Origin of the sequence: Streptomyces sp. (assembly GCF_019510245.1) — a bacterium.
Classification (GTDB): domain Bacteria; phylum Actinomycetota; class Actinomycetes; order Streptomycetales; family Streptomycetaceae; genus Streptomyces.
In genome coordinates, this window is sequence record NZ_JAEKKT010000164.1 from 39654 (window position 1) to 61245 (window position 21592).

19 protein-coding genes and 2 pseudogenes are annotated in these 21592 nt (G+C 71.8%); 15 read left to right on the forward strand and 6 right to left on the reverse strand.

Going from position 1 to position 21592, the window contains the following annotated elements; genetic code table 11:
- The first annotated feature begins 396 nt into the window (after window positions 1–396).
- Complete coding sequence (locus JF597_RS31530) at window positions 397–726, forward strand: hypothetical protein (protein WP_294003139.1); 330 nt, start codon at window positions 397–399, stop codon at window positions 724–726.
- Between the two features lie 10 nt (window positions 727–736).
- On the opposite strand, the gene JF597_RS31535 is transcribed toward JF597_RS31530, so the two are convergent.
- Window positions 737–1420 (reverse strand): Dyp-type peroxidase, encoded by a 684-nt coding sequence (locus JF597_RS31535; protein WP_294003141.1) that lies wholly within the window; start codon window positions 1418–1420, stop codon window positions 737–739.
- A gap of 403 nt (window positions 1421–1823) precedes the next feature.
- A complete protein-coding gene (locus tag JF597_RS31540) occupies window positions 1824–2120 on the reverse strand; it encodes a hypothetical protein (RefSeq protein ID WP_294003143.1) in 297 nt (98 codons plus the stop codon).
- A gap of 165 nt (window positions 2121–2285) precedes the next feature.
- Between JF597_RS31540 and JF597_RS31545 the strand changes: the two genes are divergently transcribed.
- The 5 genes from JF597_RS31545 to JF597_RS31565 all read left to right on the forward strand — a co-directional run bounded on the left by JF597_RS31545 (window position 2286) and on the right by JF597_RS31565 (window position 5650).
- Window positions 2286–2603 (forward strand): sigma factor, encoded by a 318-nt coding sequence (locus JF597_RS31545; protein ID WP_294003145.1) that lies wholly within the window; start codon window positions 2286–2288, stop codon window positions 2601–2603.
- Window positions 2604–2795: 192 nt separating this feature from the next.
- Complete coding sequence (locus JF597_RS31550; RefSeq protein ID WP_294003147.1) at window positions 2796–3494, forward strand: hypothetical protein; 699 nt, start codon at window positions 2796–2798, stop codon at window positions 3492–3494.
- Window positions 3495–4204: 710 nt separating this feature from the next.
- Entirely contained in the window at window positions 4205–4624 is a 420-nt protein-coding gene (gene panD, locus JF597_RS31555) for an aspartate 1-decarboxylase (RefSeq protein ID WP_294003149.1), read from the forward strand.
- 21 nt (window positions 4625–4645) lie between these two features.
- Window positions 4646–4990, forward strand: a complete 345-nt coding sequence (locus JF597_RS31560; RefSeq protein ID WP_294003151.1) for a GNAT family N-acetyltransferase — start codon at window positions 4646–4648, stop codon at window positions 4988–4990.
- A 15-nt stretch (window positions 4991–5005) separates the two neighbouring features.
- On the forward strand, window positions 5006–5650 hold the full coding sequence (locus JF597_RS31565) for an aspartate/glutamate racemase family protein (RefSeq protein WP_294003153.1): 645 nt from the start codon (window positions 5006–5008) through the stop codon (window positions 5648–5650).
- Window positions 5651–6053: 403 nt separating this feature from the next.
- On the opposite strand, the gene gndA is transcribed toward JF597_RS31565, so the two are convergent.
- Window positions 6054–7493, reverse strand: a complete 1440-nt coding sequence (gene gndA, locus JF597_RS31570) for an NADP-dependent phosphogluconate dehydrogenase (RefSeq protein ID WP_294003155.1) — start codon at window positions 7491–7493, stop codon at window positions 6054–6056.
- A 361-nt stretch (window positions 7494–7854) separates the two neighbouring features.
- Between gndA and JF597_RS31575 the strand changes: the two are divergent.
- Window positions 7855–8847, forward strand: a pseudogene (locus tag JF597_RS31575) (peptidoglycan DD-metalloendopeptidase family protein); the annotation flags it as partial.
- On the opposite strand, the gene JF597_RS31580 reads toward JF597_RS31575, so the two are convergent.
- Window positions 8837–9970 carry a DMT family transporter gene (locus JF597_RS31580; RefSeq protein WP_294003157.1) on the reverse strand — a complete coding sequence of 378 codons (1134 nt, stop codon included), beginning with the start codon at window positions 9968–9970 and terminating at the stop codon, window positions 8837–8839. The pseudogene JF597_RS31575 and the gene JF597_RS31580 overlap by 11 nt on opposite strands.
- A gap of 211 nt (window positions 9971–10181) precedes the next feature.
- Here JF597_RS31580 and JF597_RS31585 point away from each other — a divergent pair, with 211 nt between their 5' ends.
- The 6 genes from JF597_RS31585 (at window position 10182) to JF597_RS31610 (ending at window position 19079) form a co-directional block, all read left to right on the forward strand.
- On the forward strand, window positions 10182–11000 hold the full coding sequence (locus tag JF597_RS31585) for a (2Fe-2S)-binding protein (protein ID WP_294003223.1): 819 nt from the start codon (window positions 10182–10184) through the stop codon (window positions 10998–11000).
- Between the two features lie 38 nt (window positions 11001–11038).
- The gene (gene glgA / locus JF597_RS31590) at window positions 11039–12190 is read left to right on the forward strand and encodes a glycogen synthase (RefSeq protein WP_294003224.1); all 1152 of its coding nucleotides are present in this window, start codon (window positions 11039–11041) and stop codon (window positions 12188–12190) included.
- A 104-nt stretch (window positions 12191–12294) separates the two neighbouring features.
- Window positions 12295–13515: a glucose-1-phosphate adenylyltransferase gene (gene glgC, locus JF597_RS31595; RefSeq protein WP_294003159.1), complete on the forward strand. Its 1221-nt coding sequence runs from the start codon at window positions 12295–12297 to the stop codon at window positions 13513–13515.
- Window positions 13516–13646: 131 nt separating this feature from the next.
- Entirely contained in the window at window positions 13647–15968 is a 2322-nt protein-coding gene (locus tag JF597_RS31600; protein WP_294003161.1) for a GH92 family glycosyl hydrolase, read from the forward strand.
- A 149-nt stretch (window positions 15969–16117) separates the two neighbouring features.
- Window positions 16118–17449: a wax ester/triacylglycerol synthase family O-acyltransferase gene (locus JF597_RS31605; RefSeq protein ID WP_294003162.1), complete on the forward strand. Its 1332-nt coding sequence runs from the start codon at window positions 16118–16120 to the stop codon at window positions 17447–17449.
- 103 nt (window positions 17450–17552) lie between these two features.
- On the forward strand, window positions 17553–19079 hold the full coding sequence (locus JF597_RS31610) for an SDR family NAD(P)-dependent oxidoreductase (RefSeq protein ID WP_294003164.1): 1527 nt from the start codon (window positions 17553–17555) through the stop codon (window positions 19077–19079).
- Between the two features lie 214 nt (window positions 19080–19293).
- Here JF597_RS31610 and JF597_RS31615 read toward each other — a convergent pair.
- Both JF597_RS31615 and JF597_RS31620 read right to left on the reverse strand, forming a co-directional pair.
- Window positions 19294–19937: pseudogene (locus JF597_RS31615) on the reverse strand (SDR family oxidoreductase).
- A 25-nt stretch (window positions 19938–19962) separates the two neighbouring features.
- A complete protein-coding gene (locus JF597_RS31620; protein ID WP_294003166.1) occupies window positions 19963–20340 on the reverse strand; it encodes a hypothetical protein in 378 nt (125 codons plus the stop codon).
- A 493-nt stretch (window positions 20341–20833) separates the two neighbouring features.
- Between JF597_RS31620 and JF597_RS31625 the strand changes: the two genes are divergently transcribed.
- Window positions 20834–21007, forward strand: a complete 174-nt coding sequence (locus JF597_RS31625) for a hypothetical protein (RefSeq protein WP_107436349.1) — start codon at window positions 20834–20836, stop codon at window positions 21005–21007.
- A 58-nt stretch (window positions 21008–21065) separates the two neighbouring features.
- Window positions 21066–21548, forward strand: coding sequence for a GNAT family N-acetyltransferase (locus JF597_RS31630; RefSeq protein ID WP_294003170.1), 483 nt, complete (start codon window positions 21066–21068; stop codon window positions 21546–21548).
- The last annotated feature ends 44 nt before the right edge of the window (window positions 21549–21592 follow it).

Genomic DNA, 21592 nt, shown 5'->3' on the forward strand with positions numbered 1-21592 from the left:
GCCTGCCAGGGGCTGCGCCGCCGCAGATCGCACCCAGCCACGGCTCTGCACGAAGCGCGGAACGAGAAACCCCCTGTGACCTCCACTGGCGGACCCCGACGAACCCCGCGCGCCAAGCCCGAGGACGCCGGGTCGACCTGCGGATACTCGCCGTCCCCGTCGGTTCCGACCGGGGCTTACAGGGGTCCCCAGGACCAGCGCCCAGGTGCGCGATGCCGACGAACCAGTGAACGATGAGAGGGGCGCCAGACTGATCAGGGCCACCGGATCGCCTGGCCGGGGCTGCGGCTGTGTCGTCGGCATCGGACCGTCGTCGCGGACCCACCCGGCGATGGCCGCGCCTGCTTCAACGGATACGCGCTGTGGACGTATCTCACCACGCCCTTCCTGCTGGCGATGCCCGGCTTCAGCGTCACCGAAATCGAACCGTGGCGGGAAGGCGACGAGCTCTGGCGCGGGCTGCGCGCCGCCTTCCCGCCCGACATCGCCAGCCACAGCACGCGACAGGACTTCTACTTCGGCCCCGACCATCTCCTGCGTCGGCATGACTGCCACGTCGACATCGCAGGCGGGTTCGCCGCAGCACAGTACGTCTACGACATCGTGGAAGCAGACGGGATCCGCCTGCCCACCAAACGCCGGGCCTACCGAAGCGATGCGGGCAACCGCCCGATCCTGGACCGGACGATGGTGTCCATCGACGTCAGCAACGCCCGGTTCACCTGACGACGGGTGTTCATGCCCCAAGGGTGGCCAGCCAGCGCAAGGCGCTGAGGCTCGGCAGGAAGAAGTACTCGCCGCCGCGCGTGGTGACGAAGCGCTCGACGCCGTGCAGGCGACGCCGGACGGGGTGCTGCGGGATCGTGAAGATGCCCGAGCCGTCGTTGTCGCCGGTGAGCAGGTCCTTCTCCACGTCGAGGCCGGCGAAGTTGCCGTCGTTGAACCATTGCGATTCCACGAACTCGAACTGGCGGTCGAGGTGCGCGTTGACGGCGATGAACACGATGCCGCGGTCGGCGCCGTCGTCGTCCAGGGTGCCTGCCGGGAGTGGCGGACCGTAGCTGGTGCTCCGCCGGATCAGACGGTGGAGGTCGACGTCACCGATGATCTCCGAGTCACGAGGATTGGCACGCCTGGCGTGGGAGCCACGGGGGCAGACCGCACCGTGCGGGTCGGAGGCGTAGAGGAAGTCGTTGTTGCGCTGCTCGTCCGCCCCCAGGTCCGGGTCGTCGTGCTCGGGCGCCAGGATCAAGGGGGCTCCGCTCGGCCAGCGGCCCACGATCTTCGCGGCGAGCAGCGACTCCTCTTCCGGGCTGTGGGCGTTGTCGCGGAGGTACCGCCGGAAGGCGGCGACGCGTGTGTGCAGCTTCCGCCAGACCACGAACGTGCCGTTACGGCCCAGCACGTCCGGCTCCGGCATCGGGGGCAGGTTTCCCGTCTGATCGGGATAGCCCAGCACGAACTCGCCCGCCCTGAGGGCGGGACCTCCACCTGGAGACGCCGAGCAGAGAGGGCGTCAGCATGGGTTCTCTTTTCAGCCCGGACCAAAAAGCCGGCTCGCGAGTCGTGGTGGTCGGCGTGTCGAGGGTGACGCGTACGGCGACGTGTGGTCTCCCTACGGCCATGACGATCCGACTCGCCATGCGCTCACGTCGGGCTAATCAGCGGGCCGGACACGGTCCGCTTCAACGACTGACGACCTCGCGCTTTTGCACCGATAGGGCCAACGGTTCGAGCGCCATCCAGCCGAAGCGGTCACGACCATGGGAGCACCGGGGTCAGTCCTCGTTCACCCCTCCGAGACGGGACTGCAGGCGCTCGCGCTACGGCTTCACCACGTGGGCAGGATCCCTCGTGGGTCTCACGCCGGCCTCGACGACCTCGGCGGCCGCGCCGCCCACGGCGAGTCGCCGTGCCGGTCCCGCCTCCGCCACGGGGGCCACCAGCATGCCGTGACCGGCGCCGCTCGCCGCGGCGGATCCGGTGAAGACGTACGGCAGCCCGCGGTGGGCGTCGTTCCACGCGGGCACCGCCGTCTGCGAGAGCAGAGCGGCAGTGTAGGAGGCGACCCGGGGGCGAGCACTGCCGCGTACCCTGTCCGAGCTGCTGGGGGCCGGCACAAAAATTTCTTCGACCTCTCGCGTTGCACCTCCACGGGTGGCGGACACGTAGGGACGGAAGCAGCGAGAGGAAGCCATGGCCACCGGCAGCGAGGACGAGTTCACCGATGTCTACCGCGCTCATTACGAGGACGTGCTGCGTTTCGTCCGTCGCATGCTCACCCGATGAACGTGGATGACATCGTCGGCGAGACGTTTCTCGCGGCGTGGCGTCGTCGCAGCGAGCTGCCGGAGGACCCACGTCCGTGGCTCTTCGGCACTGCGCGCAACGCCATGCTGAACGCCCACCGCGGGGTCGGGTGGGTCGAGGTCGAAGACAAGGCGGGCGGGGTGGCCCAGGCCGTCCACGTGGCTCAGCTAGGGGTACCGGGTGATGCACGCCTGGTTGGCGACGTAAGCCAGGGTAGCCGTGTCGAAGCACTCGGCCTGCCCATGGCCGTCGGGAACCACGGGATGAACGCGATGTTGTTCGCGGTGGCGTAGTCGAGGACCTCCTCTGACGTACGGCCCCGGATCCCCGGCAACCGGCCCTGAGGTGAATGCAGGCAAGTACGGTCCGGCGGTCATGGTCACCGGTGTCGTGTGGGCGACGATCTGCGGCACCGGGAAGGTCCTGTCCGAGGGCCCGGCCTGTGTGCTGGGCGGAGCCTGCTGAGGCGCCAGCAAGGTGAGCGAATGAACGTCTACGTCGAAGCCTCCTTCGACACCGCGGTGGCGAGCGGCCCCGGTGAATCGCTGGTCCAGTGGTTCCGCATGGCACGCGCCCAGCCGTTCCGGGACCTGGTGGAGGCGGAGGACGGCGGGGAGGTCACCTCTGAGGCGCGGATCATCCGGGACATCGACGCCCCCCCGCGCCGCTTCACCCGCGATGGATGGGACCAGTTCGAGGCCGCTCTCTCCACCTTCCCCTGGGGGGCGGGGCTCACGTTCCTCACGCACGGCGAGGAACTGGATGAGCTGGGCCGGGCAAACTCCTATCACGTCCTCAGGGACGGTTCCATCTGGCGGGCGTCGGCCTCGGTGAGCGTGGATGCCCCGGACGACGCCGTGACCTGTACCGGGCTGGTCGACTTCCTCCACGCAGCACTGGACGCGAGCAATCCTGCCTTCGGTCGCATCGAGTGGCGCAACTTTGACGAACTCACCAACCGTGATGCCGTACTCAGCCGGAAGCCGCGCACGTCGCAGCGCGAGAGTCGGCGCTTCCTACGGGGCTACGCCTGGGCGACGGTCTGTCCGGCGGAGCTGGCGGCACGGCTCGGCGGCGCCACGGCGCTGGAGAGCTCGGGGCCTTTCACCGGGTGCTCCCGCTCCGGGCGGGGGGTGTGCTGCTGCAGGCTTCGGAAACGCCGGCCGGATATACGGACCAGGTGACGGAGCGGGTGTTCGAGGCGCTGGCTCCCGTGCTGCCGCCAGGCGAACCCCGTCCGGACCCGGCTTACCCGGAGTTGCGCTTCGTACCACGTGCTGCCGGTGCAGTCCGCTGAGCTGCTGCCCTGGCCGCGCCGACGCACCCTGACCGAGACATGGCTGTTGCCCTCCCGGCGGTCGTGAAGTGCCGGTGGGTCGTCAACGAGACCCTATGGTCCTGGCGTCAGCCAGGCTGGAGCCGGCCGTGACCGGCAGGCGCATTCCGCACAGTCCCGCCACAGTCATGCTCGACTGCACTGCACGGAGCACGTTATTGCCGGCTTGATCGCTCGCGGGCTCTCCCCGCCCACACGGACGGCCGGAGCCGTCTCACCTTCCTTCTGCATAGGCGCAGGTGGAATCCCGGGCCGAGAGGACGCTCCTCACGCAGTGCTCCCTGCGAAAGCAGTCCCAGTAACTGGCGGCCTCGCTTGTCTGACGACCTTTCAGGCAAGTCGGCATCCAACCAGCATCAGTCCGAGACGGTCTTCCGTACGTGCTCTTGCTCGGTGGCTTCGAGACAGCATGATGTGCGCAGATCGAGCAGGTGAGGAGCCTGCCCGTCGCAGCGCACGATGTGCCGGCAGGTCTTCGAGCCGAAGACCTGCTGATGTACAGTGAAGGACGCCCCTGACCTGCAGAAAGCGGCGGGGAGCCGTCTTCCAGGAGTCCAAGTGCTGCGTACTCTGTTCAAGTCCAAGATCCACCGCGCCACCGTCACCCAGGCCGACCTGCACTACGTGGGATCCGTGACCATCGACGCCGACCTCCTCGACGCCGCCGACCTGCTGCCCGGCGAGCTGGTCCACATCGTCGACATCACCAACGGCGCCCGGCTGGAGACGTACGTCATCGAGGGCGAGCGGGGCTCCGGGGTCATCGGGATCAACGGGGCGGCCGCCCACCTGGTCCACCCCGGAGACCTGGTGATCATCATCAGCTACGCTCAGGTCACCGACGCCGAGGCGCGTACGTTTCGGCCGCGGGTCGTGCACGTCGACCACGACAACCGGATCGTGGCCCTCGGCGCCGACCCGTCCGAGCCCGTACCCGGCTCGGACCAGGAGCGCAGCCCGCAGGCCGTGTCGGCCTGACCGAAGGACCAGGAGGGCGACATGAGCGACATCGAGATCCGCGACGACCGGGCGGCGGGCCGTCTGGAGGCGGTCGCCGGCGACGAAGTCGTCGGCCACATCGAGTACTTCGTCCTGGAGTCGCCCTCCCGGGCCCTCGTGCCCGTGCACACCATCGTGGAGCCGGAGCACGAGGGGAAGGGCATCGCGGGCAACCTCGCCCGCGAGCTGTACGCGATCTCCGAGCGCGAGGAGACCCCGGTGGCCCCGCTCTGCCCGTACGTCGTCAGGTGGGCCGAGCGCCACCCCGAGGTGGCGCCGACACCGGACCCCGAGCTGCTGCGCGCGGCGAAGGAGTGGCTGGTCGCCCACCCCGGCCGCTTCTGAGCGGGGCGGCCGCGCATGCTCGCCCTCCTGCACACCTCGCCGCTCCACGTCCCCGTCTTCGACGCCCTGCGCGACGAGCACCACCCGGGCCTGGAGCTGCGCCACCACGTGGATCCGGCGCTCCTGGCCCGGGCCCGCCGGGACGGCCCCGAGGCGGTCGCCAGGGACGTCACCGCGGCCCTCCGCCGGGCAGCGAGCTCCGATGCCAGGGCCCTGCTCTGCACCTGCTCGACGATCGGCGAGGTCGCGGAGCGGGCCGCCGCCGAGGTCGGCGTACCGGTCGTCCGCGGCGACCGCCCGATGGCGGCCGCGGCAGTGGCGGCGGGCCTCCGTATCGCCGTCCTGGCGACGGTCGAGAGCACCCTGCCGCCCACCCTGGCCCTGCTCGACGACGAGGCGCGCCGCGCGGACCGCCCGATCCGCACCCGCGCCCAGGTCGTACCGGACGCCTGGACCCGCTTCGAGGCCGGTGACATCGAGGGATGCGCCCGCCTGGTGGCCGCCGCGGCGGACGCCGTCACCGACGCCGACGTGATCGTCCTGGCCCAGGCCTCCATGACCCCGGCCGCGAGGTTCGCGACCACGGCGGTCCCGGTGCTCTCCAGCCCACGCCCGGGCCTCGCGGCGGCTGCGAGGAGTGCAGGAGCGCCGGTCGGGTAGGTGGCCCAGTAGACCAGCCATCGCCCGGAGGACACCATGACGACCCCACCCCCATCCCCCCAACCTCCGGACCCCTACCCCAGCCCGGTCCCCACCCCCCAACCACCCCCCGCACCCGAACCAACCCCCCCACCCCAGCCCCCGACACCCCCGCCCCCCGGCCCATCCCCGATCCCCCCGGGCCCAGAACCCACCCCCACCCCAGAACCGGGCCCACCCCTGACCTGACCACCCCCTGGGACACCGCGAACTACGCCATACCCCCGACAAACAAGCCCACCCCCTTGGGGCGCGGGGAACTGCGCGAAACCCCCAACGCGCCGGCACCCGACGAGCAACGTCGCGCGGGGCGCGGGGAACTGCGCGAAACCGCAGATCGCCCGCACCCCGCGAACGCCGGACGCTACGCCGTGACCTCCGAGCGGTCGCCGCCCCACAGCGTGTGGAACGCCCCCTCCCGGTCCACCCTCCGGTACGTGTGCGCCCCGAAGAAGTCCCGCTGCCCCTGCGTGAGCGCCGCAGGCAACCGCTCCGCCCGCAGCGCGTCGTAGTACGCCAGCGCCGCCGAGAAGCCGGGCACGGCGACCCCCTCCCGCGTCGCCGCGATGATCACCTCGCGCCAGTCGTCCTGCGCCTGCGCGATCTCCCGCGCGAACGTCTCGTCCGACAGCAGGCTCGGCAGATCCGCCCGCGCGTCGTACGCCGCCCGGATCCGGTCCAGGAAGGCCGCCCGGATGATGCAGCCGCCCCGCCAGATCGAGGACACCGCCCCGAGGTCGATGTCCCAGCCGTACTCGTCGCTGCCCGCCTGGATCTCGTGGAAGCCCTGCGTGTACGACACGATCTTCGACGCGTACAGCGCCTGCTCCACCCGGTCCGCGAACGCCGCCGCCTCCGCCTCGGACAGCGCCTTCGGCTTCGGGCCGGCCAGGCCCCGGGACGCGGCCCGCAGATCGGCGTGCCCGGACAGCGAGCGCGCGAAGACCGCCTCGGCGATCCCCGACACCGGCACGCCCAGGTCGAGCGCGATCTGAACCGTCCAGCGGCCGGTGCCCTTCTGCTCCGCCTGGTCCACCACCACGTCCACGAACGGCTTGCCGGTCGCGGCGTCCACGTGCGCCAGCACCTCCGCCGTGATCTCGATCAGGTAGGAGTCGAGCCGGCCCGTGTTCCAGGTGCGGAAGATGTCCGCGATCTGCGCGGGGGAGTACCCGGCGACGTCGCGCAGCAGCTGGTACGCCTCGCCGATCAGCTGCATGTCGGCGTACTCGATGCCGTTGTGGACCATCTTCACGAAGTGCCCGGCACCGTCGGGGCCGATGTGCGTCACGCACGGCGCGTCGTCGGCCGCCTTCGCCGAGATCTTCTCCAGCATCGGGCCCAGCGAGTCGTACGACTCCCTCGGCCCGCCCGGCATGATGCTCGGCCCGTGCAGCGCGCCCTCCTCACCGCCGGACACGCCCATGCCCACGAAGTGGATGCCCTGCTCGCGCAGCGCCCGCTCGCGGCGCCGGGTGTCCGCGAAGTGCGCGTTGCCGCCGTCGATGATCATGTCGCCGGGCTCCAGGAGCGGTGCGAACTCCTCGATCACCGCGTCCGTCGGACCGCCCGCCTTGACCATGATGACCAGCCGGCGCGGCCGCTCCAGCGCCGCCACGAACTCCTTGGCGGTCTCGGCCGCGATGAAGTCGCCCTCGTCCCCGAAGTTCTCCACCAGCTCGTGTGTCTTCGACACCGTGCGGTTGTGCAACGCCACCGTGTAGCCGTTGCGCGCGAAGTTCCGGGCGAGGTTGCGGCCCATGACCGCGAGACCCGTGACGCCGATCTGCGCCGAAGTGCTCATACCGCCTGCTCCTCAAGAATCAAGTCGATCCCGTAGAACGTGCAAGGGATGCTGCCGCCGCTCATGCCCGCCAGTATTGCCCAAAGGCCATCCTGACCCGCCGTTCGACCGGCCGCACTTGCAGATACGGACCGCACGGCCCCGACGGCTCAGTAATCTCGCGAAACGGCTTCCGGCAGTCCCGTTGGGCCCTCGCGGCTGATGGCGCGTCAACGCCTTTCACCCTCGCACCGGTTCGGGCGGGACGGCCGAGCCCCTGGGGACAAGAGGCGGCTGATTGCCGTCTTGTCATGGCCTGTTCGGGACGCTTACTTTTGGCCTTCCTGACGCGCGTGGCGAGGGGGGCTTCGGACATGGCCGATCACGGACGGCACCGGAGGCCTACGGGGGCACGCGGTACGCGCCGCGCGCCGATCTCGCCACCAAGGACCAGCAGATAGCGGTGGCGGAGAAGGTCCTGGCCGGCCAGGGGCCGGGTGCCTGGCCGGTCTGCTCGGCGCGGGCGGGGCTCACCCGCGGCGGCGACACCCCCGGCGTGCACACCGAGAGCGCCGCCACCCACCCCGCGGCGCACCACGCCGAGAAGAGTTCGGCCAAGAGCGCCGCGAAGAGTTCCGTACGGGACGTACAACCGCAGACCACGCCGCAGTCCCGGGCCGGCAAGGCCGAGATGTACACGGTGGTGCACGGCGACACGCTCTCCGGGATCGCCGAGGAACACGACGTGGCCGGGGGCTGGCATCGGCTGTACGCGGCCAACCGCGCGACGGTCGGCTCCGACCCCGACCTGATCCTGCCGGGCCAGCGGCTGAGCCTCACGGGCCGGGCGGCCGGCACCGCAGCGGCGGCGAAGAAGCCCGCCTCCAAGACCACGGCCCACCCGAAGGCCGAGACCGGGACCAAGAGCAGGACCAAGGCCGAGAAGACGAAGGCCGCCACCCACACGGGCCACACCCTCGTCGCACCGGTCGACGCCCCGATCGGCACCGGCTACCACGTGTCCGGCTCGCACTGGTCGAAGGGCTACCACACGGGCGTCGACTTCCTCGCGCCGACCGGCACCTCCGTGAAGGCGGTCGAGGCCGGGCAGGTCGTCACGGCGGGCTGGGGCGGCTCCTACGGTTACCAGGTGGTGATCCGGCACGCCGACGGCCGCTACACGCAGTACGGCCATCTCTCGGCGATCTCCGTGCGGGCCGGGCAGAGCGTGTCCACGGGCCAGCGGATCGGCCGCTCGGGCTCCACCGGAAACGCCACGGGCCCGCATCTGCACTTCGAGGTGCGGACGGGGCCCGGTTTCGGCACGGACATCGACCCGGTCGCCTATCTCCGGGCCGGCGGCGTCAGGATCTGATCCACATACCGCGCCGGTCGAGGAACGGGCCGTGCAGGTACTCGGCGGCGGGCAGCAGCACATCGGCCACGTCCGGGACCATGTCCGGCGCCGCCGGACCCGACCGCTGCTGCGGCATCTCGACCAGTGCGGCGGCCTCCGCCGGCCCGGCCACCTCCGCCCGCGCCGCACCGGCACGCTCCGCGCCGGCCTGCGCCAGACCGGCCTCGGCCAGTTCCACCAGCGCCTCCACCAGCGGCTCGGGGGACGCCTCCACCACGGCGGGCTCCGGCACCGGCAGCGCCGGATGCGGGGTCCGCTCGATGCGCTCGGTCGTCAGCAGGATCAGGCCGCCCGCCGCCACCGCACCGCAGCCCAGCGCCAGCAGCGTGCCCGTGGCGCCGTAGCGGAACGTCTCGCCGAACATCGTGATGCCGACCGCGGCGGCCAGCACCGGGTTGACCACGGTCAGCGTGGCCAGGGGCGCCGCGAGGCCGCCGCCGCGGTAGGCGGCCTGGGAGATCAGGACGCCCGCGACGGCGTAGGCGCCGATCACTGACAGCCAGAGCAGGTCGGCCGTGGCGATCCCGCCGTCCCAGTCGATCGCCACGACCTTGGTGAACACCGAGGACATGCCGAAGGCTATGCCGGACGCGGTGGCGAGCAGCACGCTGCGCACCGCCGGGTGCCGGTGCGCGGCCCGGCCCGCGATCATCAGCGCGACGACCGCCCCGCCGGTGACCAGCGCGACCCCGATCCGCCCGGCGGAGTCCAGGGAGTGCGAGTCGGAGGAGCCGACCAGGGAGAGCAGACCGGCCAGACCGACGGTCGCCATGATCGCGCCCCGCCAGGCGGTCGCCCCGGCCCTGCGGCCGACGAAGAGGGCCGCCATGGGCAGCGCGAAGACGATGGTGAGCGCGCCCAGCGGCTGGACCAGGCTCAGCGGGCCGTAGGCGAGTGCCACCACGTGCAGCAGACCGCCGAGGCCGTTGAGCGCCATCGCCCCCCACCAGCTCGGGCGGCGCAGCGGCGCGTACTGCTCGTCGGGGGAGGAGACCGCCACCTGTTCCTGCACGATCGCCCCGCCGGCGTAGGCGACGGCGGAGACGAAGGAAAGCAACACGGACAGCGCGAGGGCGCTCATGCTCGGCTCCTCTGCGCCAGCCGGGGCCGGTTGGCCCCGCGCGGTGATCGGTCGGCTTCCATGAGCAACACTCTGCCCGTCCGCGTGCTTCCCGTCGTCGTACCTGAGCACCTAATGGGTCCTACTACCGATGGAGTACGGCGGGATCCTGATCATCCCCAGGGTGGGGGCCGCCGGGTGGAGGCGGTGCGCGCCCGGGATTCCGGGCGGCCTGGTACTACTGCTGTTCGTGGACCTGTTCGAGGACCTGGACCCCCAACTCGCCGCGCTCCGCCCGCTCGGCGGCTTCTTCGTCCTGCGCACGGTCCGGCCTGCGGTAGGAGACTGCGGCCCGGCGCGGACCGACCGATCGACGACCTTGGTAAAGGCCTATGAAAAACTCACGTCGGATGTTTACCGTGATGTGCTGACTTTCCGTGTCGACACCGTTTCGCGGCGTCTGGGCACCGCGGAGCCCCGGGTCGCCGCCTCCATCGCCCACCAGGCGCTGGCCGCCCGGCTCTGGTCGGTCGCCCTCGGCTGCGCCGTCCGCTACGGCCGTCTCCCCGACCTGGGCCCCGGTCTGCTCCACTGGGATCCCGGGGCCACCGCCCCCGACGACCTCTGGCTCACCGAGGTGCGCGCGCTGCCGGACGCCACCGCCCCGGCCGGCCCCGTGACCCTCGCCGAGGCCGTCGTACGAGTCGTCGGGCACGGCCATCTCGAACCCCTGGGGGCGGCCCTGCGGGACCGGTACGGTCTCGCCGCCGGCCTGCTGCGGGGCAACGCCGGCTCCGCGCTGGCAGGCGCCGTACGGGAGCTGGACCGCTGGGCACGTGCGAACAACTGTGCCGATGCGGCCGCCCGGACCCGCGCCCTCGCCGACGCCCTCTTCGCGCACCCCCTGCTGAGCACCACCGGCACCCGTACCGGCCTGGCCTTCCGGCGGCGCAGCTGCTGCCTCTACTACCGGGTACCGGGCGGCGGGGTCTGCGGTGACTGTTGTTTCACACAACCACCGCGCTCTTCCCCGCGCGCCGCATCTGGGTGACCATGGAACAACCGGCCGTGGAGAGCGAGGGGTTGCGGGTGCGAGTCGGACTGCTGACCCGGGAGTACCCCCCGGACGTCTACGGCGGCGCGGGTGTTCACGTGGAGTTCCTCGCCAGGGAGTTGCGTCCCCTGGTCGACCTGGAGGTGCACTGCTGGGGCGAGGGCCGCGGGGTCGGCGTCGTCCGGCACCGCCCCTGGACCGCCCTGGACACCGCCAACGACGCGCTGCGCACCTTCTCCGTGGACCTCGCCATGGCCGCGGGCCTGGAAGGCCGTGAGCTCGTGCACTCCCACACCTGGTACGCCAACCTGGCCGGCCACGTGGCCAAGATGCTGTACGGCGTCCCGCACGTGGTGACCGCCCACTCGCTGGAGCCGCTGCGGCCCTGGAAGGCAGAGCAACTCGGCGGCGGCTACGCCCTGTCGAGCTGGGCCGAGCGCAGTGCGGTCGAGGCCGCCGACGGCGTGATCGCGGTGTCCGGGGCGATGCGCACGGACATCCTCGACTGCTATCCCGCCCTGGACCCGGCGAAGGTCCACGTCGTGCACAACGGCATCGACACCACCCTCTACCGCCCGGACCGCGCGACCGACGTCCTGGCCCGGATCGGCATCGACCCGGCCCGCCCGTACGTCCTGTTCGTCGGTCGTATCACCCGCCAGAAGGGCGTGCCCCATCTGCTGCGCGCGGTGCGGGACATCGACCCGGCGGCGCAGGTCGTACTGTGCGCGGGAGCGCCCGACACGCCGGAGATCGACCGGGAGTTCCGCGAACTGTTCGCGGAGCTGAGCCGGGTCCGCGAGGGCGTGCACTGGATCCCGCAGATGCTGCCGCGCGCCGACGTCATCCAACTCCTCACCCACGCGGCCGTGTTCGCCTGCCCGTCGGTCTACGAGCCGCTCGGCATCGTCAACCTGGAGGCGATGGCCTGCGGGACCCCCGTGGTGGCGTCCCGGGTCGGCGGGATCCCCGAGGTCGTCGAGGACGGCAAGACCGGCCTGCTGGTCGACCTGGACGACGACTTCGAGGACGGCCTGGCGCGGGCCCTGGACGCCGTCGTCGGCGACCGGGAGACGGCCCGCCGGATGGGCGAGGCCGGACGGGAGCGCGCCGTGGGGGAGTTCGGCTGGGACGCGGTGGCCCGGCGCACGGTCCGGCTCTACGACGAGATCCTCAAGCAGGTGTAACGACAGGCGTAACGAACAGGCTGCCTGTTCGACGCGATCCCGGGGCAGGCTTAGCGGATGTGCTCCCAGGGCAGGCATGGAGCACCAGGGTGAGGGGAGCGACCATGCGTCGTGGTGGGCCTTCGGTACTCGGGATCGTGCTGGCCGGCGGGGAGGGCAAGCGCCTGATGCCGCTGACCGCCGACCGGGCGAAACCGGCTGTCACCTTCGGCGGTACCTACCGCCTGGTCGACTTCGTGCTGTCCAACCTCGTCAACGCGGACGTGCTGCGCATCTGCGTGCTGACCCAGTACAAGTCGCACTCGCTGGACCGGCACATCACCACCACCTGGCGGATGTCCAGCCTGCTCGGCAACTACGTCACCCCGGTCCCCGCGCAGCAGCGGCTCGGCCCGCGCTGGTACCTGGGCAGCGCCGACGCCCTCCTGCAGTCCCTCAACCTGGTCCACGACGAACAGCCCGACTACGTCGCGGTGTTCGGCGCCGACCACGTCTACCGCATGGACCCCCGGCAGATGCTCCAGCAGCACGTCGAGGGCGGCGCCGGGGTCACGGTCGCGGGCATCCGCATCCCGCGCGCGGAGTCCTCGGCGTTCGGGGTGATCACCCCGGGCTCGGACGGCCAGACGATAGAGACCTTCCTGGAGAAGCCCGCGGACCCGCCGGGTCTGCCGGACGCCCCGGACTGCGTCTTCGCCTCCATGGGCAACTACATCTTCACCACCAAGGCCCTGGTGGAGGCCCTGCACCGGGACGCCGAGGACGACGACTCGGTGCACGACATGGGCGGCTCGATCCTGCCCCAGCTCACCGCCCGCGGCGAGGCCCAGCTCTACGACTTCGCCGCCAACCACGTCCCCGGCGAGACCAGCCGCGACCGCGGCTACTGGCGGGACGTCGGCACCCTCGACGCGTACTACGACGCCCACATGGACCTGATCGCCGAGCGGCCCGCCTTCAACCTCTTCAACCGCAGCTGGCCCATCTACACCCACTCGTACCAGCTCTCCCCGGCCCGTTTCAACGCCGGCGGCATGGCAAGCGAGTCCATCATCAGCGCGGGCTGCCTGATCCGGGGCCAGGTCACCCGGTCCGTGCTGTCGCCGGGCGTGCGGGTCGACCCGGGCGCGGTGGTCCAGGGGTCGGTGCTGCACGACAACGTCGTCGTGGGGCGGGGCGCGGTGGTGCGCGGCGCGGTCCTGGACAAGAACGTCGAGGTCCCGCCGGGCGCGACGATAGGCGTCAACCCGGACCGGGACGCCGAGCTGTACACCGTCTCCAAGGGCGGGGTCATCGCCCTCGGGAAGGGACAGATCGTCTCGTAGCCCTCGTGCGCACGCCAACTCGCGCGCGACGCGCTGTGAGTGAATAACCCTCATTTGCCGGACTTTGGGGCCCTCTCCCCTCACGATGCAGACAGCGATGTCGAACTGTCGAACTTCGGAGGTCGTCCGACATGAGAGGGACCCGGTGCACACGGCTGTGCCTCGCCGCCGTGCTGACAGCGTCCGCGCTGCTCGCCGCCCCCGCCGCGGGGGCCGCCGAACCGGCCGGCGGCCGCCTCGCCGACCTGGTGAACCCCTTCATCGGCAGCCAGGACGAGGGCAACACGTTCCCCGGCGCGGCCGTGCCCTTCGGCATGGTGCAGCTTTCTCCGGACACCGGGCACAGCACCGGCTACGACTACTCCCAGCACCGGATCCGCGGCTTCTCCCTGGTCCACCTCTCGGGTGTCGGCTGCGCCATCGGCGGTGACCTGCCCGTGCTGCCCACCACCGGGGACGTCACGCAGACGGACTACGCCGAGTACGCCGCCGGGTTCGACCACGCCCACGAGGCGGCCGTCCCCGGCTACTACCGCGTCGGCCTCGACTCGGGCGTGACGGCCGAGCTGACCGCGACCGCCCGCACCGGCGTCCAGCGCTACACCTTCCCGGCCACCGGCAAGGCCAACGTCCTGCTCAACGCCCACCAGGCGCTGCACAAGCCGGTCAGCAGCGACGTCGAGATCCTCGACGACCACACCGTCCGGACCAGGATCACCGGCCACGGCTTCTGCCGCGAGACCGCCCCGTACACCGTCTACACGGTCACCCGCTTCAGCCGCCCCTTCACCGCGTACGGCACCTGGAACGGCACCGCGGTCACCCCCGGCTCGCGCGCCGGAGCCGACGGCGCCTACGTCCGCTTCGACACCACCCGGGACCGTACGGTCGAGGCGACCACCGCTCTCTCGTACGTCGACGCGCACGGCGCCGAGGCCAATCTGCGCGCCGAGGGCGGCCGTTCGTTCGACGCGGTACGGCGGCAGGCCCGGGACGCCTGGGAGCGGCGGCTCACCGGCATCCGTGTCCAGGGCGGCACCCCGACCCTGCGCCGTACCTTCTACTCGTCCCTGTACCGCACCTTCCTCGCGCCCAACGTCGGCGAGGACGCCGACGGCCGCTACACCGGCTGGGACCGCCGGATCCACCGCGCCGAGGGGTTCACCTACTACCAGAACTGGTCGCTCTGGGACACCTACCGCACCCAGGCGCAGGCACTCGCCCTGCTCGCCCCGCGCGAGGCCCGCGACATGGCCCTGTCGGTGCTGAAGATCGACGAGGAGGGCGGCTGGCTGCCCAAGTGGGGCTACGGCACGGTCGAGACGAACATCATGACCGGCGACCCGGTCACCCCCTTCCTGACCACCGCCTACCAGCTGGGCCTGCTCAAGGGGCACGAGGAGCGCGCCTACCGGGCGCTGAAGAAGAACGCCGACGGCGTGCCGCCGGCAGCCAACGCCGGGGTCGGCCGGGAGGCCAACGCCGAGTACCTCGCCGACGGCTTCGCGCCGTACCTCAAGGGCCGCCCGCACACCAAGGTGGGCGACTCCGACTACGACCACGGCGCCTCCGTCACCCTGGAGTACGCGCTGTCCGACGCGATGCTCGCGCAGCTGGCCCGGGATCTCGGCCATGTCGAGGACGCGGCCCGCTACGCCACCCGGGCGCAGAACTACCGCAACGTCTTCGACCCCTCCACCGGCTTCTTCCGCGCCCGCGACGGCTCCGGCCTCTTCACCGGCGATCCCGACCCGGCCCGCGGCATCGGCTTCCACGAGGGCACCGCCTGGCAGTACCAGTGGCTCGTCCCGCAGGACCTGCCCGGCGTGATCTCCCTGATCGGCGGCGAGCGCGCCGCCAACGCCCGCCTCGACTCGTTCTTCGCCTACGGCAAACTGCTCGCCGACCCGGAGAAGACCGCGCGCGAGGTGTGGGTGCACGGCAACGCGTACGCCTACTACAACGCGGCCGTCTACAACCCCATGAACGAGCCCGACCTGATCGCCCCGTACACCTACCTCTCCACCGGCCAGCCCTGGAAGACCACCGACGTGGTGCACGCGGCGCTGACCCTGTTCACCGACGGCCCGACCGGGATGACCGGCAACGACGACCTCGGGACCATGTCCGCCTGGAACGTCCTGTCGTCCCTCGGCCTCTTCCCGGTACAGCCCGGCTACGGCACCTGGGGCCTGTCCACGCCCGTGTTCGACCGGGCCGACGTCCGCCTCGACCGGCGCTTCTGGCCGAGCGGCGGGTTCACGGTGACCGCACCGGGGACCTCCCCCGACCACCGGTACATCCAGCGGGCCCGCACCGACGGCACCGACTACGGCCGCACCTATCTGACGACCGGTGCGCTGCGCTCCCTGCGGTCGCTGGCGTTCACGGTCGGCCCGCGCCCGTCGGAGTGGGGTACGTCACCCGAGGCGGGACCACCGGCGCTGAAATGACCTCAGGTGCCGCAGGAGTCCCGCCTCTTTCGGAGGAGGCGGGACTTAATCTGCTGTTAACTGAGCGTAGCGTGATCGTACTTGACCGTAATCATGAGTCGGCGTTTGACTGCTGATCCACCCTCCGTCCACACGAGGCATCCTCTTCGATGACTGCGACTGCTGACCTGCTCGCCCCGCTCGACCTGGCGTTCTGGAACATCGAGTCCGAACACCACCCGATGCACCTCGGCGCGCTGGGCGTCTTCTCGGCGCACTCGCCGACCGCCGGGGCGCACGCCGCCGACCTGCTCGCGGCCCGGGCCGCCGCCGTGCCCGGACTGCGCATGCGCATCAAGGACGTCTGGCAGCCGCTCGCGTTCGGCAGCGCCGCCCGCGAGACCGACCCGGACTTCGATCCCCTCAACCACGTCCGGCTGCACGCCCCGACCGCCGACTTCCAGGGCGAAGCCGGCCGGCTGATGGAGCGTCCGCTGGAGCGTGGCCGGCCGCCCTGGGAGGCACATGTGCTGCCCGGCGAGGACGGGGTGTCCTTCGCGGTGCTGTTCAAGTTCCACCACGCCCTCGCCGACGGGCTGCGCGCCCTCAAGCTGGCCGCCGGTGTCATGGACCCGCTCGACCTGCCGGTGCGCGCCCCCCGCTCGATCGAGCCGCCGCGGCCGATGCTGGCGCTGCCCGACGTGCGCAGGCTTCCCGAGCTGGTGCGCGGCGCCCTCTCCGACGTCGGCCGCGCACTCGACATCGGCGCCTCGGTCGCCCTGTCCGCCCTCGGGGTCAGCTCCTCGGCCGCGCTGAGGTCCGAGCCCACCGGCACCCGGAGCATCGCCGGGGTCGACCTCGACATCGACGACGTGCACCGCGTCCGCAAGGCCGTCGGCGGCACCGTCAACGACGTGCTGATCGCCGTCGTCGCCGGCGCCCTGCGCCGCTGGCTGGACGAACGCGGCGACGGCAGCGACGGCGTCGCCCCGCGCGCCCTGATCCCCGTCTCCCAGCGCCGGCCGCGTACCGCGTCCCCCCAGGGCAACCGGCTCTCCGGGTACCTGATACGGCTCCCGGTCGACAACCCTGACCCGCTCGCCCGCCTCGACCGCGTCCGCACGGCGATGGTCCGCAACAAGGACGCCGGCCCCAACCGGGGCGCCGGTGCCGTCGCCCTGCTCGCCGACCACGTGCCCGCGCTCGGGCACCGGCTCGGCGGGCCGCTCGTCGGCCAGGCCGCCCGGCTCTGGTTCGACATCCTGGTCACCAGCGTGCCGCTGCCGGGCGTCGGCCTGCGCCTCGGCGGTCACCCGCTCACGGCCGTCTACCCGCTGGCCCCGCTCGCGCCCGGCCAGTCCCTGGCGGTCGCCATCTCCACCTACCGCAACCACGTCCACTACGGCCTGGTCGCCGACGCGAGCGCCGTCCCCGACCTCGACGTGCTGGCCCGTGCGGTCACCGACGAGGTGGTCTCGCTGATCGCGGTCTGCGATCCATGATCCGGTCGGGTTTGGAGGTATCGCCCGGCGCTCCGTAAAATTCCCCGTTCGAAAGCGGGCGCGAGTCGGAGCGCCGCTGGTGGATCAGGGAAGCGGCAGCGCGATGACGGTGACACAGGACGGCCCGGCGGCCGAGGATGCGGTGCGGGCCGTGGACGAGGCCGTGGACGGGGCCATGGTCTACGGCCCCGGCATCGACCCCGAGCGGCTCGCCGTCTGCCTCGGCGTGCTCGCGGAGCTGGACGGGCTGGAGGTCGACCACCCGGACGCCATCACGGTGCGCCGGGCCACGGCCGGCCTCTACCGCACGGTCAAGCAGCGCCGCCGCCAGGAGCGCCGGGCCGCCAAGACCGCCCACGACAAGGCGGTCACCGAGGCCACCGCGACCGGCTCCGCCCAGCGCATCGACGACGAGACCGAGGGCCTGCTGCCCTCCTCCCGCACCGAGGAGGGCAGGGTCGCGGGGATACTCCAGCGCCCACGCTCCTGCTACACCTGCAAGACCCGCTACGTCGAGGTCGACTACTTCTACCACCAGCTCTGTCCGGACTGCGCCGGGCTCAACCGCGCCAAGCGCGATGCCCGCGCCGACCTGACCGGCAAGCGCGCCCTGCTCACCGGCGGCCGCGCCAAGATCGGCATGTACATCGCGCTGCGGCTGCTGCGCGACGGCGCCCACACGACGATCACCACCCGCTTCCCGAAGGACGCCATCCGCCGGTTCAAGGCGATGGAGGACTCGGCGGACTGGCTGCACCGCCTGGCGGTCGTCGGCATCGACCTGCGCGACCCGGCGCAGGCCGTCGCCCTCGCGGAGCAGGTCGGTGCGGCGGGCCCGCTCGACATCCTGATCAACAACGCGACCCAGACCGTACGGAGGCTGCCGTCCGCGTACGCGGCCCTGGTCGAGGGCGAGAGCGCCCCGCTGCCCGCCGGTGAGCTCCCCGCCCACCAGGTCATCGGCGCCTTCAACTCGGGTGCCGTCGACGGTCTCGCCGCCCTGCCGCTGGGCACCAGCGGCCTGGACGCGCAGCAGGTCGCCGACCTGGCCCTCGTCGCGGGCAACGCCAGCGTGGCCCGGCACCTCGACGGCACCGCCATCGACGCCGGCGGCCTGGTCCCGGACGTCGTCGACACCAACACCTGGGTGCAGACCATCGACCAGATCTCCCCGGTGGAGCTCCTGGAGACCCAGCTCTGCAACTACACGTCGCCGTTCATCCTGATCAGCGCGCTCCGCCCGGCCATGGCCGCGGCCGCGAAGAAGGCGGCGCGCGGCCGGTCGTACGTCGTCAACGTCTCGGCGATGGAGGGCGTCTTCGGCCGCGGCTACAAGGGCGCCGGGCACCCCAACACCAACGCCGCCAAGGCCGCCATGAACATGGTCACGCGGACCAGCGCGACGGAGATGTTCGAGACCGACGGCATCCTCATGACCTCCGTCGACACCGGGTGGATCACCGACGAGCGGCCGCACTACGACAAGCTGCGACTGGCCGAGGCCGGCTTCCACGCGCCCCTCGACCTGGTCGACGGGGCGGCCCGCGTCTACGACCCGATCGTGCGCGGCGAGGACGGCGAGGACGTGTACGGGGTCTTCCTGAAGGACTACGTGCCCGGCAAGTGGTGAGCCCCGCTTAATCGCTGGCGACGCCTGCCACCGGGCCCTAGTCTTCCGGCAGGCGCCGGTGTGCCCGGTGCGCAGGTCACGCGTACTTCGTGGTTCGATCCCATACGGGTCCACCCATGGGCCCGTCGCCCGCTGGGGGCAACCGCGTAGCCGACTTGATCTCGGGCACGCCCGCCTCCCGCGGTCGCGCGGACGGGGCGCGGGTGGGGCGCGCCTAGGTTGCCGTACGCGCCGCCCGTACCCGGGTGCCGCCGTCCACCACCAGGTCCGCTCCCGTCACCCACTCCGCCGCGTCCGAGGCCAGCCACAGCACCGCGCCCGCCACGTCCCGCGGCTCGCCGATGCGTCCCAGTGGCAGCCCGGCGGCGATCTCCTGCTGGTGCCGTACGCGCCCACGTGGGGGCCGACGTGGGCCGCGCCCTCCGTGCAGATGTTGATCACGGAGCCGCCGTGCTCCCGCATCCAGCCGCGCCACGCGCACTGCGTCAGCCGCAGCGGGGCCTCCACGTTCACCGTGAACGCCTCCCGCCACAGGCCCAGGTCCGCGTCCATGAGCGGGCCGTACGGACGGTTGGTCGCCGCGTTGTTGACGAGGATGTCCAGCCGCCCGAACTCGGTCAGCGCCAGCCGGGTCAGCTCCCGGGCGTGCTCCGGCTCGGCGACGCTGCCGGCCAGGCCGATACCGCCCAGCCCCGCGGCCGTACGCCGCACCTCGTCCGGGTCCCGCGCGCTCACGCACACCAGCGCGCCGGCCGCCGCGAGCGCCTCGGCGACCGCACGCCCGATGCCGCGGGTGCCACCGGTGACGACGGCCGCCCGGCCCCGGAGCCCGCACGACGGCCCGTACGATGACGTCATCGCCGTACCGTCTCATGACGGGACGTCAGTCGACAGCCCCCAGGCGGGAGTTGCGGGCGGCGACCAGTTCCAGGACGGTCCGCCAGTCCTCCAGGACGCCCGCGTCGAAGCCCGCGGTGCGGCTCTCCTCGTCCGCCTGGCGCAGGCGCAGTACGTCGTCGTCCGTCGCGGTGCCGTCCCCGCGGACGAGGTGGTAGACACGCTCCCCGAGCAGGTGGCGTACCGCGTGCGCGGCGCCGTCGGCCGGGCCGAGCAGTTCCTCGATGCCGTGCACCAGGCCTGCCACCTGGAGCTCCTTGTCGGCGGGGCGGCCGCGCCGCAGCAGTGCCGCGGCGCGCAGTGCGCGCTGGTGCCGGCAGGCGTACAGCAGATCCATCAGCTCCTCGACGCTGCGCAGCTCCATGCGTCAGTCCTTCCGCGAGACAGCCGTTGTCCTGCGCCATCGGATCATGCCGAGTTTTCGACCCGGCCAACGCAACCTGAACTGCACAGCCCCTCGTGGCCCCGGCCACGGTCCGCCCGCTGTTTCCGACGCCACCTCCGAGGCCGGCATGCGAGCGAGCGGGGCGCAAACGGCGCATCATGTTACGAAAAGGCGCATTCGCGACGCGCCGAGATGCGGAGCGACTCGAGATAGTTACACCTTGTTTGCACTCCCTATCGAGCGGACCCCCGCTCATTTGGTTAACCTAGAGGAGACGGACAGCACCAAGGGGTCCCACCCACACCCACGGTCCGTCCCGGGACGAGTCGGTCGACAGCGGCCTGCTCTCTTGTGAGTTTCCGGCGCCACCGCGTCCGAACTGGCCTTCCATCCAGACCCGAGCGGGCGCCCGGCACCGGAAAGCAGACCGTCCGGCACGCCCCGAGGGTGACCGACACATAAGGAGTGCGCGGTGACACCGGAGAAGACGAATCGCGAGCAGCGCCCCAAGGAACGCACGGAGCGCGCGGGCACGCGGCCCGGACAGCTCGGCAGCCTCGACGTGTGGGCCCGGTCCGCCCCGATCCGCCTCGCTGGTTACGAGGAGGATCTCGCGGAGCCCCACATCCTGCCGAGCGTGGACTGACCCTCAGGTCGGTCCCGTCGCGATCGCCGACGCGCATGGGCGTGCGAGACTCACGCCCATGCTGATCAGAGAAGCCACCGCGGCCGACTGGCCGCAGATCTGGCCCTTCTGGCACCGGATCGTCGCCGCCGCCGAGACCTACGGATGGGACCCCGAGACCTCGGAGGAGGCGGCCCGCGCCCTGTGGATGAGCCCGGCCAAGCGTGTCTACGTCGCCGAGGACCCCACCGGAGCCGTCGTCGGCTCCGCCTACCTGACCCCCAACTACGGGGGGCCCGCCGCGGGCGTCGCCAACGCCGGCTTCATGGTCGACCCCGACCAGGGCGGCCGGGGCATCGGGCGCGCACTCGCCGAGCACGTCCTCGCCGAGGCCCGGGCGCACGGCTACCGGGCGATGGTCTTCAACGCCGTCGTCGAGACCAACCCCGCCGTGGCCCTGTGGACCTCCCTGGGCTTCACCATCCTCGGCACGGTCCCGCAGGCCTTCGACCACCCGAAGCACGGACCGGTCGGCCTGCACATCATGTACCGCGCCCTGTGACGGTGACCGGCCCGGCCGGCGGCACCCAGGACGACGGCGCATCG

Coding starts and splice junctions, on each gene's coding strand:
- JF597_RS31530 (WP_294003139.1), top strand. CDS start 397: ATGCCCGGCTTCAGCGTCACCGAAATCGAACCGTGGCGGGAAGGCGAC.
- JF597_RS31535 (WP_294003141.1), bottom strand. CDS start 1,420: ATGCCGGAGCCGGACGTGCTGGGCCGTAACGGCACGTTCGTGGTCTGG.
- JF597_RS31545 (WP_294003145.1), top strand. CDS start 2,286: ATGAACGTGGATGACATCGTCGGCGAGACGTTTCTCGCGGCGTGGCGT.
- JF597_RS31550 (WP_294003147.1), top strand. CDS start 2,796: ATGAACGTCTACGTCGAAGCCTCCTTCGACACCGCGGTGGCGAGCGGC.
- JF597_RS31560 (WP_294003151.1), top strand. CDS start 4,646: ATGAGCGACATCGAGATCCGCGACGACCGGGCGGCGGGCCGTCTGGAG.
- JF597_RS31565 (WP_294003153.1), top strand. CDS start 5,006: ATGCTCGCCCTCCTGCACACCTCGCCGCTCCACGTCCCCGTCTTCGAC.
- gndA (WP_294003155.1), bottom strand. CDS start 7,493: ATGAGCACTTCGGCGCAGATCGGCGTCACGGGTCTCGCGGTCATGGGC.
- JF597_RS31580 (WP_294003157.1), bottom strand. CDS start 9,970: ATGAGCGCCCTCGCGCTGTCCGTGTTGCTTTCCTTCGTCTCCGCCGTC.
- glgC (WP_294003159.1), top strand. CDS start 12,295: ATGCGTCGTGGTGGGCCTTCGGTACTCGGGATCGTGCTGGCCGGCGGG.
- JF597_RS31600 (WP_294003161.1), top strand. CDS start 13,647: ATGAGAGGGACCCGGTGCACACGGCTGTGCCTCGCCGCCGTGCTGACA.
- JF597_RS31605 (WP_294003162.1), top strand. CDS start 16,118: ATGACTGCGACTGCTGACCTGCTCGCCCCGCTCGACCTGGCGTTCTGG.
- JF597_RS31610 (WP_294003164.1), top strand. CDS start 17,553: ATGACGGTGACACAGGACGGCCCGGCGGCCGAGGATGCGGTGCGGGCC.
- JF597_RS31620 (WP_294003166.1), bottom strand. CDS start 20,340: ATGGAGCTGCGCAGCGTCGAGGAGCTGATGGATCTGCTGTACGCCTGC.
- JF597_RS31630 (WP_294003170.1), top strand. CDS start 21,066: ATGCTGATCAGAGAAGCCACCGCGGCCGACTGGCCGCAGATCTGGCCC.